The sequence below is a fragment of the Kitasatospora sp. NPDC051702 genome (assembly GCF_040681575.1).
Taxonomy (GTDB): domain Bacteria; phylum Actinomycetota; class Actinomycetes; order Streptomycetales; family Streptomycetaceae; genus Kitasatospora.
In genome coordinates this window covers 159,190-172,859 of sequence record NZ_JBFAZB010000012.1, presented here as the reverse complement: position 1 = coordinate 172,859, position 13,670 = coordinate 159,190, and the positions used below count along the sequence as shown (strand labels likewise).

General features: G+C 74.0%; 14 protein-coding genes. 9 read left to right on the top strand and 5 right to left on the bottom strand.

Translation table 11 applies throughout. The features are described 5' to 3' along the window. The first annotated feature begins 12 nt into the window (after nucleotides 1-12). Nucleotides 13-1,089, top strand: a complete 1,077-nt coding sequence (locus AB0N04_RS13740; RefSeq protein ID WP_360210938.1) for an ATP-binding cassette domain-containing protein — start codon at nucleotides 13-15, stop codon at nucleotides 1,087-1,089. 2 nt (nucleotides 1,090-1,091) lie between these two features. Next, nucleotides 1,092-1,949 (top strand): ABC transporter permease, encoded by an 858-nt coding sequence (locus AB0N04_RS13735; protein WP_360210936.1) that lies wholly within the window; start codon nucleotides 1,092-1,094, stop codon nucleotides 1,947-1,949. 142 nt (nucleotides 1,950-2,091) lie between these two features. Here the strand turns inward: AB0N04_RS13735 and greA are convergent, their stop codons facing one another. Together greA and AB0N04_RS13725 are read right to left on the bottom strand one after the other, a co-directional pair. Continuing rightward, nucleotides 2,092-2,592 carry a transcription elongation factor GreA gene (gene greA / locus AB0N04_RS13730; protein WP_360210934.1) on the bottom strand — a complete coding sequence of 167 codons (501 nt, stop codon included), beginning with the start codon at nucleotides 2,590-2,592 and terminating at the stop codon, nucleotides 2,092-2,094. Nucleotides 2,593-2,858: 266 nt separating this feature from the next. After that, nucleotides 2,859-3,272, bottom strand: a complete 414-nt coding sequence (locus AB0N04_RS13725; protein WP_360210932.1) for a DUF4307 domain-containing protein — start codon at nucleotides 3,270-3,272, stop codon at nucleotides 2,859-2,861. Nucleotides 3,273-3,530: 258 nt separating this feature from the next. Between AB0N04_RS13725 and mca the strand changes: the two genes are divergently transcribed. From mca to AB0N04_RS13710, 3 genes are all read left to right on the top strand, one after another. After that, the gene (mca, locus tag AB0N04_RS13720; protein ID WP_360210930.1) at nucleotides 3,531-4,436 is read left to right on the top strand and encodes a mycothiol conjugate amidase Mca; all 906 of its coding nucleotides are present in this window, start codon (nucleotides 3,531-3,533) and stop codon (nucleotides 4,434-4,436) included. 49 nt (nucleotides 4,437-4,485) lie between these two features. Further along, complete coding sequence (locus tag AB0N04_RS13715; protein ID WP_360210928.1) at nucleotides 4,486-4,677, top strand: hypothetical protein; 192 nt, start codon at nucleotides 4,486-4,488, stop codon at nucleotides 4,675-4,677. 110 nt (nucleotides 4,678-4,787) lie between these two features. Further along, a complete protein-coding gene (locus AB0N04_RS13710) occupies nucleotides 4,788-6,836 on the top strand; it encodes a thioredoxin domain-containing protein (protein ID WP_360210926.1) in 2,049 nt (682 codons plus the stop codon). Nucleotides 6,837-6,987: 151 nt separating this feature from the next. On the opposite strand, the gene AB0N04_RS13705 is transcribed toward AB0N04_RS13710, so the two are convergent. Beyond that, nucleotides 6,988-7,344, bottom strand: coding sequence for a hypothetical protein (locus AB0N04_RS13705; protein ID WP_360210924.1), 357 nt, complete (start codon nucleotides 7,342-7,344; stop codon nucleotides 6,988-6,990). Nucleotides 7,345-7,434: 90 nt separating this feature from the next. Between AB0N04_RS13705 and AB0N04_RS13700 the strand changes: the two genes are divergently transcribed. Continuing rightward, the gene (locus AB0N04_RS13700; RefSeq protein ID WP_360210922.1) at nucleotides 7,435-9,105 is read left to right on the top strand and encodes an alpha/beta hydrolase; all 1,671 of its coding nucleotides are present in this window, start codon (nucleotides 7,435-7,437) and stop codon (nucleotides 9,103-9,105) included. A gap of 117 nt (nucleotides 9,106-9,222) precedes the next feature. Here AB0N04_RS13700 and AB0N04_RS13695 read toward each other — a convergent pair whose 3' ends face one another. Beyond that, on the bottom strand, nucleotides 9,223-10,155 hold the full coding sequence (locus AB0N04_RS13695; protein WP_360210974.1) for a hypothetical protein: 933 nt from the start codon (nucleotides 10,153-10,155) through the stop codon (nucleotides 9,223-9,225). A gap of 262 nt (nucleotides 10,156-10,417) precedes the next feature. Here AB0N04_RS13695 and AB0N04_RS13690 point away from each other — a divergent pair, with 262 nt between their 5' ends. The 3 genes from AB0N04_RS13690 (at nucleotide 10,418) to AB0N04_RS13680 (ending at nucleotide 12,823) form a co-directional block, all read left to right on the top strand. Continuing rightward, on the top strand, nucleotides 10,418-11,077 hold the full coding sequence (locus AB0N04_RS13690; RefSeq protein ID WP_360210920.1) for a papain-like cysteine protease family protein: 660 nt from the start codon (nucleotides 10,418-10,420) through the stop codon (nucleotides 11,075-11,077). A 9-nt stretch (nucleotides 11,078-11,086) separates the two neighbouring features. Then, nucleotides 11,087-11,935: a hypothetical protein gene (locus tag AB0N04_RS13685; protein WP_360210918.1), complete on the top strand. Its 849-nt coding sequence runs from the start codon at nucleotides 11,087-11,089 to the stop codon at nucleotides 11,933-11,935. A 312-nt stretch (nucleotides 11,936-12,247) separates the two neighbouring features. Then, nucleotides 12,248-12,823, top strand: a complete 576-nt coding sequence (locus AB0N04_RS13680; RefSeq protein ID WP_360210916.1) for a hypothetical protein — start codon at nucleotides 12,248-12,250, stop codon at nucleotides 12,821-12,823. On the opposite strand, the gene AB0N04_RS13675 is transcribed toward AB0N04_RS13680, so the two are convergent. After that, nucleotides 12,794-13,474: a hemolysin III family protein gene (locus AB0N04_RS13675; RefSeq protein WP_360210914.1), complete on the bottom strand. Its 681-nt coding sequence runs from the start codon at nucleotides 13,472-13,474 to the stop codon at nucleotides 12,794-12,796. The genes AB0N04_RS13680 and AB0N04_RS13675 overlap by 30 nt on opposite strands. Nucleotides 13,475-13,670 lie beyond the last annotated feature (196 nt).

Genomic DNA, 13,670 nt, shown 5'->3' with positions numbered 1-13,670 from the left:
ATGAGGCAGGCCATGGCGCCAGCCATCCAAGCCGAGAACCTGGTGAAGACCTTCGGCGACGTACGAGCCCTGGACGGCGTCAGCCTCGACGTCCCCGAGGGCACGGTGCTCGGGCTGCTCGGCCCGAACGGCGCCGGGAAGACCACCACCGTCCGCGTCCTCACCACCCTGCTCCGGCCCGACTCCGGCCGCGCGGTGGTCGCCGGGGTCGACGTGCTCAAGCAGCCCAACAAGGTCCGGAGCCTGATCGGCCTCTCCGGCCAGTACGCGGCGGTCGACGAGTACCTGACCGGCTTCGAGAACCTCCAGATGGTCGGCGAGCTGTACCAGATGAGCGCTCGCGACGCGAAGGCCCGCGCCCTGGAACTGCTGGAGTGGTTCAACCTCGCCGAGGCCAAGGACCGCACCGCCAAGACCTACTCCGGCGGCATGCGCCGCCGCCTGGACCTCGCCGCCGCGCTGGTCGTCCGCCCGCCGGTGATGTTCCTCGACGAACCGACCACCGGGCTGGACCCGCGCAACCGGCTCGCGCTCTGGGAGGTCATCGAGACCCTCGTCGAGCAGGGCACCACCCTGCTGCTGACCACCCAGTACCTGGAGGAGGCCGACCGGCTCGCCCACGACATCGCCGTGGTCGACCACGGCCGGGTGATCGCCCGCGGCACCGCCGACCAGCTCAAGGCGCAGATCGGCGGGGAGCGCATCGAGGTCGTCGTGCACGAGGCGGGCCTGGTCGGCGACGCGGTCGCGGCCCTGTCCGGCTACGCGCTCGGCGATCCGGCGGTGGAGAAGAACACCCGGCGGATCACCGTGCCGGTCAGCGGCGGCGCCCGGGTGCTCGCCGACGTCATCCGCGAACTCGACGCGCGCGGCATCGAGATCGACGACATAGGCCTGCGCCGCCCGACCCTGGACGACGTCTTCCTCACCCTCACCGGACACGTCGCGGAGTCGGCGGACGAGGAGGGTGGCGACGTCAAGGGCCGCGGCCGGGGCGGCCGGGGCAAGGGCCGGGCGTCCGCCGACGAGGACGGCGCGGACGGCCCGGGGTCGGACGAGCGGGCCGTCACGGCCGGAAAGGAACGCTGAGGATGAGCACCGCCACCGAGCACGCCATCGGCGCGGCCGTCCCCCGGCAGCGTCGGGGCGTCGCCGCCACCATGCACGACTCCTGGGTGGTCGCCAAGCGCAACCTGCGCCGGATGACCCGCATCCCGGAGATCGTCGTCTTCGGGCTCATGCAGCCCGTCATGTTCGTGCTGCTGTTCTCGTACGTCATGGGCGGCGCGATCCAGATCCCCGGGACGAACGCGAGCTCCGACTCGTACATCCAGTTCCTGATGGCCGGCATCTTCGCCCAGACCGTCACCTTCGCCACCGCCGGCGCCTCCGCCGGCATCGCGGAGGACATGACCAAGGGTCTGGTGGACCGCTTCCGCTCGCTGCCGATGGCCCGCTCCGCGGTGCTGGTCGGCCGCACCATGGCGGACCTGGTGCAGACCGCGTTCACGCTCGTCGTGCTGGCGCTGGTCGCGCTGCTGGTCGGCTGGCGGATCCACAACGGGGTGCTCAGCGCGCTCGGCGCCTTCGGCCTGCTGCTCCTGCTCGGCTACGCGTTCTCGTGGATCGGCGCGCTGATCGGCCTGTCGGTGCGCAGCCCCGAGGCGGCCACCTCGGCCGGCCTGATCTGGCTGTTCCCGCTGACCTTCGTCTCCAACGCCTTCGTGCCGATCAGCTCCATGCCGGGCTGGCTGCAGGGCATCGCCTACTGGAACCCGTTCAGCGCCACCGTGCAGGCCTGCCGCGACCTGTTCGGCAACCAGGTCGGCCCGGTGGACTCCGCCTGGCCGATGCAGCACGCGAGCCTGGTCTCGGTGCTGTGGTCGCTGGTCATCACCGCGGTGTTCTCCTGGCTGTCGGTGCGCAAGTACCGCTCGGCCGTCGGCTGAACCCGTACGCGCCGGGCGCGCCGGACGCGCGGTCCGGGTCGGCGGTGCCGGACGCGCCGGGCGCGCCGGACGCGTCCGACACGCCGGAGGGCGGCCGCGGGGTCCCGGACCCCGCGGCCGCCCTCGTCGTGCGGCGGCCGGATCAGCCGGCGTGCGGCACGACCTTGACGATCTTCACCATGGCCGGCTTGCCGTTCGGCAGGTCGTAGGTGGCCTCGTCGCCGATCTTCTTGCCGTCGATCGCGCGGCCCAGCGGCGACTGCGGCGAGTAGACGTCCAGCGTGTCGGAGCCGGCCACCTCACGGGAGGCGAGCAGGAACTCCATGAGGTCGTCCTCGTCGCCGTCGAAGGCGACCGTGACGACCATGCCCGGGGCCACCACGCCCGAGTCGGCCGGGGCCTCGCCGACCTTCGCGCGCTCCAGCAGCTGGGTCAGCTGGCGGATGCGCAGCTCGTACTTGCCCTGCTCCTCCTTGGCCGCGTGGTAGCCGGCGTTCTCCTTGAGGTCGCCCTCCTCGCGCGCCGCCTCGATCTTCTGGGCGATCTCGATGCGCCAGGGCCCGGTCAGGTGATCCAGCTCGGCCTTGAGCTGGTCGTAGCCGGCCTGAGTGAGCCAGGTCACGTTCTCACTGGTCTGGGTCACGGGTGCTCCTCGTAGGTGCTGGGGCTGTGCTGAGGGTGTGAGTCGTCAGCAGGGTTGGTGGTGATAACGGTCGTAACTACAAAGCAACGCCCGCTCCCGTACCATCCGGTGCGGAAGGGGCGAAACCACGAGCCTAACAAGTCCTGCCGACAAGCGGGAGGGTCGTTGGCGCGCCATTGACGTCGGCGTTGCGCCACGGTGTACAGAACGGGGTGCGGGACTTCCTACGGATGCCCGCTCGCCCTGTCGAATATGCGCCGACGGTCCTACTTGGCCGGCGTGCAGCCCAGCAGCTCGGCCGTACTGCCGCGGGCGGTGGTGCGCAGCGTGACCACGGCGTCGTAGCTGGAACCGTCGGCCGGGACGGGGAAGTCCGCGACCCCGACCACCGCGCCGTCCCTGCCCTGCGAGCGGACGGTGCAGCTGCCGGCCGTCCCGTCGCTCTTGCGCACCGCCAGGTGCAGCTGCACCTCGGAGTCGGAGACCGCCTGGAAGGTCGGCACCGAGCCGTTGATCGCGGTCTCGCGCATCAGGTAGGAACCGCCCAGCCAGGCCACCAGGCCCAGGCCCAGCACGCCGCACACCGCGCCGACCGCCTTCAGTCGGCGGTCCGAGTCACGGTCGCCGCTCCGGCCGTAGCGCCCCTCGGGCAGCTGCGGGGTGGTGGTGCTCGCGTTCATCCGACCCGGTCCTCTCCTGGGGGAGGGGCCGCGCGGGTGGTGCGGGGGAATGCGACGCTCCTCCAGTCCGTCACTATAGGAGGGGCACGCCCGCGGCCGGTCCGGCGGGGGCGGGGCTCGGTCGCGCCGGGGTCGCTTCGCGGGCCGGTCCGGCGGCCGCGCGGCCCCGAGGTGAGCGGCCCGCACGGCGGGCGCTCGTACGGTGGGCGGGTCCGGACTTTCGCGGAACGCCCGACGATGTGGAAGGAACGCAAGGCGTTGACTGAGCAGTTGCGACTGATGGCGGTGCACGCCCACCCGGACGACGAGTCCAGCAAGGGCGCGGCCACCATGGCCAGGTACGTCGAGCAGGGTGTGGACGTGCTCGTGGTCACCTGCACGGGGGGCGAGCGCGGGTCGGTCCTCAACCCCAAGCTGCAGGGGGACCCGTACATCGAGGAGAACATCCACGAGGTGCGGCGCAAGGAGATGGACGAGGCCAGGGCGATCCTGGGCGTCCGGCAGGACTGGCTGGGCTTCGTCGACTCCGGCCTGCCCGAGGGCGACCCGCTGCCCCCGCTGCCCGAGGGCTGCTTCGGCCTGCAGGACGTCGACGAGGCGGCCGAGCCGCTCGTCCGGCTGATCCGGGAGTTCAAGCCGCAGGTCATCACGACCTACGACGAGAACGGCGGTTACCCGCACCCCGACCACATCATGACCCACAAGATCACCATGCGGGCCTTCGACGCCGCCGGCGACCCGGACGCCTACCCGGAGGCCGGCGAGCCCTGGCAGCCGCTGAAGCTCTACTACAACCACGGCTTCCCGATGGGCCGCATCCGCGCGCTGCACCAGTACCTCACCGAGCACGGCCACGACTCGCCCTACGGCGAGTGGATCGCGGGCTGGGAGAAGAGCGGCCGCAAGGAGCGCGAGATCACCACCCGGGTGCGCTGCGACGACTGGTTCGAGACCCGCGACCGCGCCCTGATCGCCCACGCCACCCAGATCGACCCGGACGGGCCCTGGTTCCGCGTCCCGCTGGAGGTCCAGCGCGAGGTCTGGCCCACCGAGGACTACGAGCTCGCCCGTACCCTGATCGATGTGGACCTGCCGGAGGACGACCTGTTCGCCGGCCTGCGCACCCCCACGCTGGCGGCCGACGTCGCCGACGCGCGCGACTGAACCACCCCCCGATGGCCCGGCTCCCCGTGAGCCGGGCCACCATAGAGATATGAGCGCCCCCGTGAACCTCGTCCACCTCGCCGCCGACCTCGCCGTCGACGACGCCAAGGTCACCCCCGGTCTCCTCGGCTTCGTCGTCTTCGCCGCGCTCGGCGTGGCCACCTGGTTCCTGGCCAAGTCGATGAACCGGCAGTTCAAGAAGGTCGACTTCGTGGAGGAGCCGGAGGCCCCCAAGGAGTAGCGGGCCCCGCCCGCCCGGCGGGCGCGGACACCGTGCCCGCCGGCCCGCGCCGGCCCCGTACCGGCCCGACCTGCCGCCTGCCCGGGGCCGGATGCGCGAGGATGGGGGCCATGCCGAACCGTCTCGCGGACGCGACCTCGCCGTACCTGCTGCAGCACGCCGACAACCCGGTCGACTGGTGGCCGTGGGGGGTGGAGGCCTTCGAGGAGGCGCGGCGCCGCGGCGTACCGGTACTGCTGTCGGTCGGCTACGCGGCCTGCCACTGGTGCCACGTGATGGCGCACGAGAGCTTCGAGGACGCCGGGCTCGCCGAGTACCTGAACGAGCGGTTCGTCGCCGTCAAGGTGGACCGGGAGGAGCGGCCCGACGTCGACGCCGTCTACATGGAGGCGGTGCAGGCCGCGACCGGGCAGGGCGGCTGGCCGATGACGGTCTTCCTCACCCCCGACAAGGAGCCGTTCTACTTCGGCACCTACTTCCCGCCGCAGCCCCGGCACGGCATGCCGTCCTTCCGTCAGGTGCTCGAAGGCGTCGACGCGGCCTGGCGCGACCGGCGCCAGGAGGTCGCCGAGGTCGCCGGCCGGATCCGGGCCGACCTCGCCGAGCGGGCCGCCGTCTACTCCGCCGGGGCCCACCACCCGCCCGCCGACGCGGACCTGCACCAGGCCCTGGTCGCGCTCACCCGGGAGTTCGACGAGCGGCGCGGCGGCTTCGGTGGCGCGCCCAAGTTCCCGCCGGCCATGGTGATCGAGTTCCTGCTGCGCCACCACGCCCGCACCGGCTCCGAGGCGGCGCTGGAGATGGCCGTCCGCACCGGTGAGGCGATGGCCGGCGGCGGGATCCACGACCAGCTCGGCGGCGGCTTCGCCCGGTACTCGGTCGACGCAGGCTGGGTGGTACCGCACTTCGAGAAGATGCTGTACGACAACGCCCTGCTGCTGCGCGCCTACCTGCACCTGTGGCGGGCCACCGGATCCGACCGGGCCCGCCGGGTCGCGCTCGCCACCGCAGACTTCCTGCTGCGCGAACTGCGCACCCCCGAAGGGGCGTTCGCCTCTGCCCTGGACGCCGACAGCCTCGACGAGGAGACCGGGAAGTCCGTCGAGGGCGCGTACTACGTCTGGGAGCCCGGCCAGTTGGTCGACCTGCTCGGACCCGCCGACGCGGCCACCGCCGCCCGGCTCTTCGTCGTCACCGCCGAGGGCACCTTCGAACACGGCACCTCCGTCCTCCAACTCCTGTCCGAGCCCGAGGACTTCGCCGAGTACGAGGCCCTGCGGGCCCGCCTGTTCGAAGCCCGGGCCCAACGGCCCGCACCCGCCCGCGACGACAAGGTCGTCGCGGCCTGGAACGGCCTGGCGATCGCCGCCCTCGCCGAGACCGGCGCACTGCTCGACCGCCCCGACCTCGTCGAGGCCGCCGAACGCGCCGCCGACCTGCTGCTCGCCGTCCACCTCACCCCCGACGGCCGGCTGCTGCGCACCTCCCGGGACGGCCGGGCCGGCACCAACGCCGGCGTCCTCGAGGACTACGCCGACACCGCCGAGGGCTTCCTCGCGCTGTACGCCGTCACCGGCGAGGCCGAGTGGCTCGAACTGGCCGGCGCGCTCCTCGACACCGTCCTCAAGCACTTCACCGACGAGGCGTCCGGCGCGCTCTACGACACCGCCGACGACGCCGAGGAGCTCATCCGGCGCCCCCAGGACCCGACCGACAACGCCACCCCCTCCGGCTGGACGGCCGCCGCCGGCGCCCTGCTCGGCTACGCCGCCTACACCGGCTCCGACCGGCACCGGACCGCCGCCGAACGGGCCCTCGGCATCGTCGGAGCGCTCGCCGCGCGGGCGCCCCGCTTCATCGGCTGGGGCCTCGCCGTCGCCGAGGCGCTGCTCGACGGGCCGCGCGAGATCGCCGTGGTCGGCGCGGCCGGCGACCCGGCGACGGACGCGCTGCGCCGCGCCGCGCTCCTCGCCACCGCGCCGGGGGCCGTGGTCGCGGTGGGCGCGCCGGGCGATGGGGCGGAGGTCCCGCTGCTCGCGGACCGGCCGCTGGTCGGCGGGGCGCCGGCGGCGTACGTCTGCCGGCACTTCGCCTGCGAGGCGCCCACCACCGATCCGGCGGAGCTCGCGTCGCGGCTCGGCGTGGTCGTGGAGCCGTAGCGGCGGGTGCGCGCTGGGCGCCGCCGTGGTGCTGCTGTACACCGACCTGGCCAATCCGACCAGCAACTCCATTTACCAGCAGATCGGTTACCGGGCGGTGGAGGACTGCCTGAGCATGGACTTCGCGGGTCAGAACACCTAGGACCGCCCTTCACGCGCCGTCGGTCGGGCGCCCGTCGGCGAGCTTCGTGCCGAAGGGGTCGGCGGCGCCGGTCGCCCCGGGCGCGGGCAGGTAGTCGGAGTCCTGGTAGGCCCGTGCGCAGGTGAGCAGGTTGGCGCCGGCCGCCCGCATGTCGCCGGCGAGGCCGTCCAGCAGGGCCGTCCAGGCGGCGCCGCACCCCTGCAGCGCCGCTCCCGCCCGCCAGCCGGGCAGGCTCCCGGCCGCCCTCGCGCCGGGCTCCGCCAGCTTCGCCGTCTCCTCCGGCACCTTGCCGGCGACGGTCAGCGCGTTGTGCCCGGCCGCGGTCAACTCGCCTGGCCTGACGGTGAATCCCGGGTCTGGTGCCATCGCGTCCCCTTGCCGGCGGTGTCGGTCGCGGGCGCTATGGTAGCCGTGCGTACCCGGGCGGGCACGCAGCGTCGGTAAAGGGGGTGGGGGATGGACCTCGCGGGCCTGAGGGACGCCGGCCTGGCGGACCTCCACACCGCGGCGGACGCGTACGACGCGCTCTGCCGGGCGTACGCCCGGCACGTCGCCGACTGGAGGGGCGGCACCGCCGATCGGGTCCGCGGGTCCGGGTGGAGCGGCCCGGCGGCCACCGCCGCGGCGACCGTCCTGGACGGTGTCACCGGCAAGCTGGACGCGGCGATGACCGAACTCGGCTGCATCGGCCGGGAACTGCGCGCCTGCGCCGACTCCCTGGCCCTCGCCCAGGGCACGCTCCACCAGGCGCTCGCGGACGCCCGGGCCGAGGGCTTCGCGGTCGACGGCGCGGGCGCGGTGAGCCGGCCAGTGCCGGACAACCCCTACCGGGCCGTCGGCTGGGAAGCCCGGCAGAAGGCCGCCGCCGAGGACATCGCCCGGCGGATCGGCTCGGCGCTGTCCGCGGCGACCAGGGCCGACGAGGGCCTGGCCGCGGAGCTCGACCGGTTCGCGCGCCAGGCGAACGACGCGTCCGGTCTGGACGGGCGGACGGCCGCCGCGGACGTCCTCCGGGAGGAGCGTGCCGACCCGCTCTGGAGGCGGAACATGCCAGCCGGGGGCGCGACGCCGACGGAGGTCCGCTCCTGGTGGCAGGGCCTCGGCCCGCAGGGGCGGCAGTGGTTCCTCGACCACCACCCGGAGGAGCTCGGCAACCTCGACGGCGTCCCCGCGCAGGTGCGGGACCAGGTGAACCGGGCGCGGCTGGAGGCCCTCCTGAGGGCCGCCCGGGACAGGGCGGCGGCGGGCCTGCCGCCGACCCCCGGCGACCGGGCGGCCCTCGCCCGTTACGGGCCCGTCGCCGACCGGCTCGGAACGGGCCGGGGCGAGCCGCCGCTCTATCTGCTCGGCCTCGGCGAAGCGGGCCGGGGGCGGGCGATCCTCTCCTACGGGAATCCGGACACCGCCACCGACATCGCCGTCTACGTGCCGGGGATCACCACCACCACCGAGAGCCTGGGCACGGCGGGAAACGTGCACGACGGCACCAACGAGGCGGAGAACGCGCTGAGCCTCTACCGCGCCGCCGGCGCCAGGGCCCCGGCGGGGCGCGCGGTCGCCTCGATCGTCTGGCTCGGCTACGACCCGCCGGGAGCCGACTTCGGGGCCGCCTCCACCAGGGCGGGCAAGGACGGCGCCCCGGCGTACGCGAGGTTCCTGAGCGGGCTGCGGGCGAGCAACGAGGGGGTCCGCCCGCCGCACGTGACCGCGGTCGGGCACAGCTACGGCTCGTACCTGGTGGGCCGGGCGGCCGGGCTGGCGTCCGGGCCGGGGTCGCCGGACTCGCCCCCCGACGACGTGGTCCTCCTCGGCAGTCCGGGCGTCGGCGCGGACCGGGCCTCCGACCTGGGGCTGCCCCCGGGCCGGGTCTGGGTCGGTGCGGCCGACAACGACGTGGTGACGCACACCCCGTCCAGGCTGAGCATCGATCCGGACGAACGCTGGTTCGGGCGGGATCCGGCCAGCAGGCACTTCGGCGCGAACCGCTTCACCGTCGACGACTGGAGCCGGGGGAACCCCGTCGACGCCCACACCAAGTACCTGACCGGCCGGGGCGGGCCCTCGCTGGGCAACGTCGCGGCCATCGTCACGGGCAGCGGCGACGTCCGTCTGACGGGCGGGCGCTGACGACCGGGTGCTGACGACCGGGCGGGCGGCGGAGCCGGGGCGGCGGACGCCTGGATGGTGGGCGCCCGGGCGCCCCGGGCGCGGCGGCGGCCGTACGGGGCGTACCGGTCGGCGCCGTCACGCCCAGTCCCACCGGATCCCGAGGATGCACGGCCGCAGCGCCGTCGCGACCAGGTGGACGCAGTGGTGCCCGTCGAGGGTGAGTTCCTCGGTCTCGTAGGGCGTTCCTCCGGGGGAGTGCAGGGCGAAGCGGTGGCAGCGGACGGGGAGGGCCGCGGGGTGGAAGGTGACCTGCAGGACGTACTGGCCGGCGCCGGAGTTGAAGCCGCGGACGTACTCGCAGCTGGGGTCGGGGGAGGGGGCGTCGTCGAAGCCGTAGCCGAGGAGGTGGGTGTCGCCGGCGCGCAGCCGGCGGTCGAGGAGGAGTTCGGCGACGAGCAGGTGGTGGGCGCGGTCGTGGCGGATCCGGCCGGGGCGGCAGTTCTCCTCGGCACGGACGCCGACGCCGGTGATGTCGCAGCCCGGGTCGCCCTGGTAGAGGGCGAGGTAGCGGTCGGTGCCGTCGCGGTGGGCGCGCAGGGCGTGTTGGGAGTCGCGGCGGGTGATCTGGCGGTCGGGGCCGAGGCGGACGCGTTCGATGTGGGTGATGGTGTGCAGGCCGGTGTCGCGGGGGCCGGCGATGGTGGCGAGCAGGTCGTCGACGGCGGTGGCGGGGGAGATGAGGTCGCGGTAGGGGCGGACGGGCGGTCCGGCCGGGGTGGTGTCGGCGGCGCGGCGGGGGCCGAGCAGCCGGGTGAGGGAGCGGTCGGGGAGGTCGAGGACCTCCTCGAGGGCGGCGACGGCGCGGAGCGATTCGGGGCGTTCGGGTCGGCGCCGGCCCTGTTGCCAGTAGCTGAGGCTGGTGAGGCCGACGTGGACGCCGCGCAGGGCGAGGTGGCGGCGGATGCGGTGGAGGGCGAGGCCGCGGGTGGCGATGGCGGTGCGCAGGGCGAGGTGGAAGGGGCCGGTGCGCAGGGCGGCGGCGAGGTCGGCCTGGTCGGTGCGGTGGATGACGGCCTCCTGGTGTGGGGGTGGGCAGACCGTGTTTGACCGTGAATATTCACATCCGGTCGGGGGTTTGTCACCGGTTCCGGCTCGTCGCGCGGGGGTTTCCGGGGTGGCGTTCACACCGGGGACCGCCCGTTCACACCCGAACTCGGTTGGCCTCGGAGGCCGTTGACCGGATCCGGCCACGGCGCGATGCTCATGGCGCGATCCGGACCGCGCCCCCACACAGCACTTCGCTTCGCTCGTGCAAGGAGGCACCTCCCCCATGCCAGTTCCACGCATACGGCTGCGCCGTGCGGTCTCACTGCTCGCCCTCGGCGTGCTGGGCCCGGCGCTGACCGTCGCGGCGACCACCCCCACGGCCGCCGCGACCCCCACCGCCGACCGGGCCGCGGCCCGGGTCCGGCAGGCCGCCGCACCCGGCAGCACGGCCGATCTGGCCGGCACCTACAAGAAGCTCAACATCACCATGCAGCAACAGCAGCAGACCAACTGGTGCTGGGCGGCGAGCGGGAACACCATCGCCACCTGGTTCGGCTACTCCTACAGCCAGAACCAGTTCTGCAACGCCGCGTTCGGCCGCTCGGCCAACTCCGGCTGCCCCAACAGCCAGGCCACCCTGGGCGACGTGCAGAACGGCCTGAGCCGGATCGGCGTCAACCCGGGTTCGTACGTCACCGGGTACCTGCGCTACGGCACGGTGCAGGTCGAGGTGGACGCCGACCGGCCGATCGAGACGCGCATCCAGTGGAGCTCCGGCGGCGGTCACATGCACGTCGTCTACGGCTACGACACCGGCAACAACTGGGTGTACTGGGGCGACCCGTGGCCGTCCAACTACCGCTACAACTGGGCGGACTACTGGTACTACGTGAACAACGACACGTTCTCGTGGACCCACTCCCTGTACCGGATCGGCGCGTGAGGGGCGACCATGACTGACCTCGGAAGGGCCCGTCGGGCCGCCGTCACCGCCCTGCTCGCCGCCGGTCTCGGGCTGGTGCTCGCGCCGGCCGCGCACGCGGGCTCCCCGGCCGGCGCCCCGGCGCCGCTGTCCGCGGCCGACCTGGCCGGGGCCCGCAGCGCGGTCCAGGACCGGGCGGTCCTGGACCGGGTGGGCCACTTCTTCGCCCGCAGGGGCGTCCCGCCGACCGGGCAGCTCACCCTCGGCGCGGCGGAGGAGGCCCGGGCGGCCGGCGCGGCCGCGCCGCGGCTGACCGGCGACACCGTGCCGGTCTACACCCTGGACGCGGCCTTCGTGGCGGGCGCCGCGGGCGTGCCGGTGGCGAAGGCCGAGTTCACCGCGAGCACGGTGGTCGCGGCGGACGGGCAGACGGCCTCGGTGTGGACGGTCCGGCAGGGCGGTGCCTGGAGGGTCGTCAACATCGCGTCCGGCGGTGACGAGGGCGACTACGCGGCGAAGGCGGCGAGCGGTGGCGGCGGCACCGCGTTCCGCGAGCCGCAGGTCAACGCCTGGTACGTGCTGCGCGACGGCCGGGTGCTGCCGCTGGACGACGAGGCGCGGCGCTCGGTGGGCGCGGGCGGGGTGTCGCTGGCCGCGTACCAGCAGCTGGTGCACCAGCGGTACGGGGACAAGCTGCCCGGCTCGGCGTACGACCGGGCGGGTGGGGGCGGCGGCTACCCGCTGGCGGCCGGTCCGGAACGGGCGGCGGGCGGCGGTTCGGCGCTGCCGGCGGTGACGGCGGCCGCGGCCCTGGGCGCCACCGCGCTCGCGGGTGCGGGCGCGGCCCTGCGGCGGCGGAGGGCGGGCGTCCGGGCTTAGCCCCTGGATGCGCCGCACGCGGGACGGGCGGGGTCCGGCCGACACGGCCGGGCCCCGTCGTCGTGTCCGGAGGGTGACGGCGGCCGGGTGACCGGTCGGGTGCGCTCCGTGATGTGTCCTGGAAGTGCAGCTTCCGCACGAGGAATTGACGCAACGTTGATCTGTCGTTCGCCGCCCGGGGGCGGTTCCGGGTGACGGACGGTAGATACGATGTGGCGGTCGGTCAGTGCGGGCCGACGTGTGCCGAGAGCGGGGAAGGGGTGGGGCGGCAGGAGCCGACCACGAGCCCGGCGCCGGGAAAGGGGAGCCGCAGTGGCCGACAGGGATGACAGGCAGTCGAGTGCCCAGGTGTGGGGCGCGGTGGTGGTGGTGGCGTCCGCGCTCGCCGTGGTCGCGGCCTACCTGATCAACGGGGCGGCGCTGGTCCTGGCGGTCGCCGGGGTCGAGGTGCTGCTGGTGATGGTGCACGTCGGTCGCAGGTGGCGTGCGATGCACCGGGAACCCGCCCCGCGCGGACACCGGTCCTCCGCCGCCAGCCCGGACGCCGCGCACTGCGAGCGCTGCCGCCGGGCCCGCGAGGCGCTGGACGCCCGGCAGGCGCGCGGCGGTGCCGCCCGGCCGGTGGTGGCTCCGCGCTCGCAGGCGCAGGCGGGCCCGGCCTCGTGGTCCGGCCCCGCGCCCGTCCCCGGCCCGGACGTCGAGCCGCACCCGGGGGCCGGTCCCGAGGCCGGCCTGGTCGACCGCCCGCCGTACCCGCGCCGCCCGCAGGGCCGGGCGCCGTACGAGCGCCCGTGGACGGCGGAACGGGCGGTCACCCGGTCCGTGGACCGGGCGGCCGCCCGCCGTGGTGCGCCGGGTTCAGCCGGCCGCGCTGTACGCCACCAGTGAGACCCCGACGTACTGCACGATGAACGCGCCCAGGGTGAAGGCGTGGAACACCTCGTGGAAGCCGAACCAGCGGGGTGAGGGGTTGGGCCGCTTGAGCCCGTACACCACGCCGCCGATGCTGTAGAGCACCCCGCCGACGATCATCAGCACCAGGACGGCGACTCCGCCGGCCCGCAGGAAGTCGGGCAGGAAGAAGGCGGCGGCCCAGCCGAGCGCGATGTACACGGGGGTGTACAGCCAGCGCGGCGCGCCGACCCAGAACACCCGGAACGCTATCCCGGCCAGTGCGCCGCCCCAGACCGCCCAGAGCAGCAGCTGCTGGGCGGCGCCCTTGAGCAGCAGCATCGTGAACGGCGTGTAGGTGCCCGCGATGATCAGGAAGATGTTCGCGTGGTCGAGCCGGCGTAGCACGGCGTCGCCGCGCGGCCCCCAGTCGAAGCGGTGGTAGACCGCGCTCACCCCGAACAGCAGCCAGGCGCTGACCGAGTAGACGGTGCAGGCGATCCGGGCCGGCGTGGATTCGGCCAGGCAGATCAGCACGATCCCGGCGGCCACGGTGGCGGGGAACATGCCGGCGTGCAGCCAGCCGCGCCACTTCGGCTTGTGCTCGGTGCTCTCACTCTCCGTGCTCCCGAGGAGCTCAGCAGTCATGCGCTGCATGCTACCCGCTACCTACGGGGCCGTAGGTTACTGGCTCGTAGTGAAGTGGCGATCGTCACTCTTGGACGTTTTGGAGCATTCGGAGAGGGGGTGGAGGCGCCCGGGGCGCGGCGCGGGTGGCTCGTTACTGGCTGGTAATCATACTTACTGTAGTAAAAGATGCGTCAATTTCGCCTTCGTGCCGTGA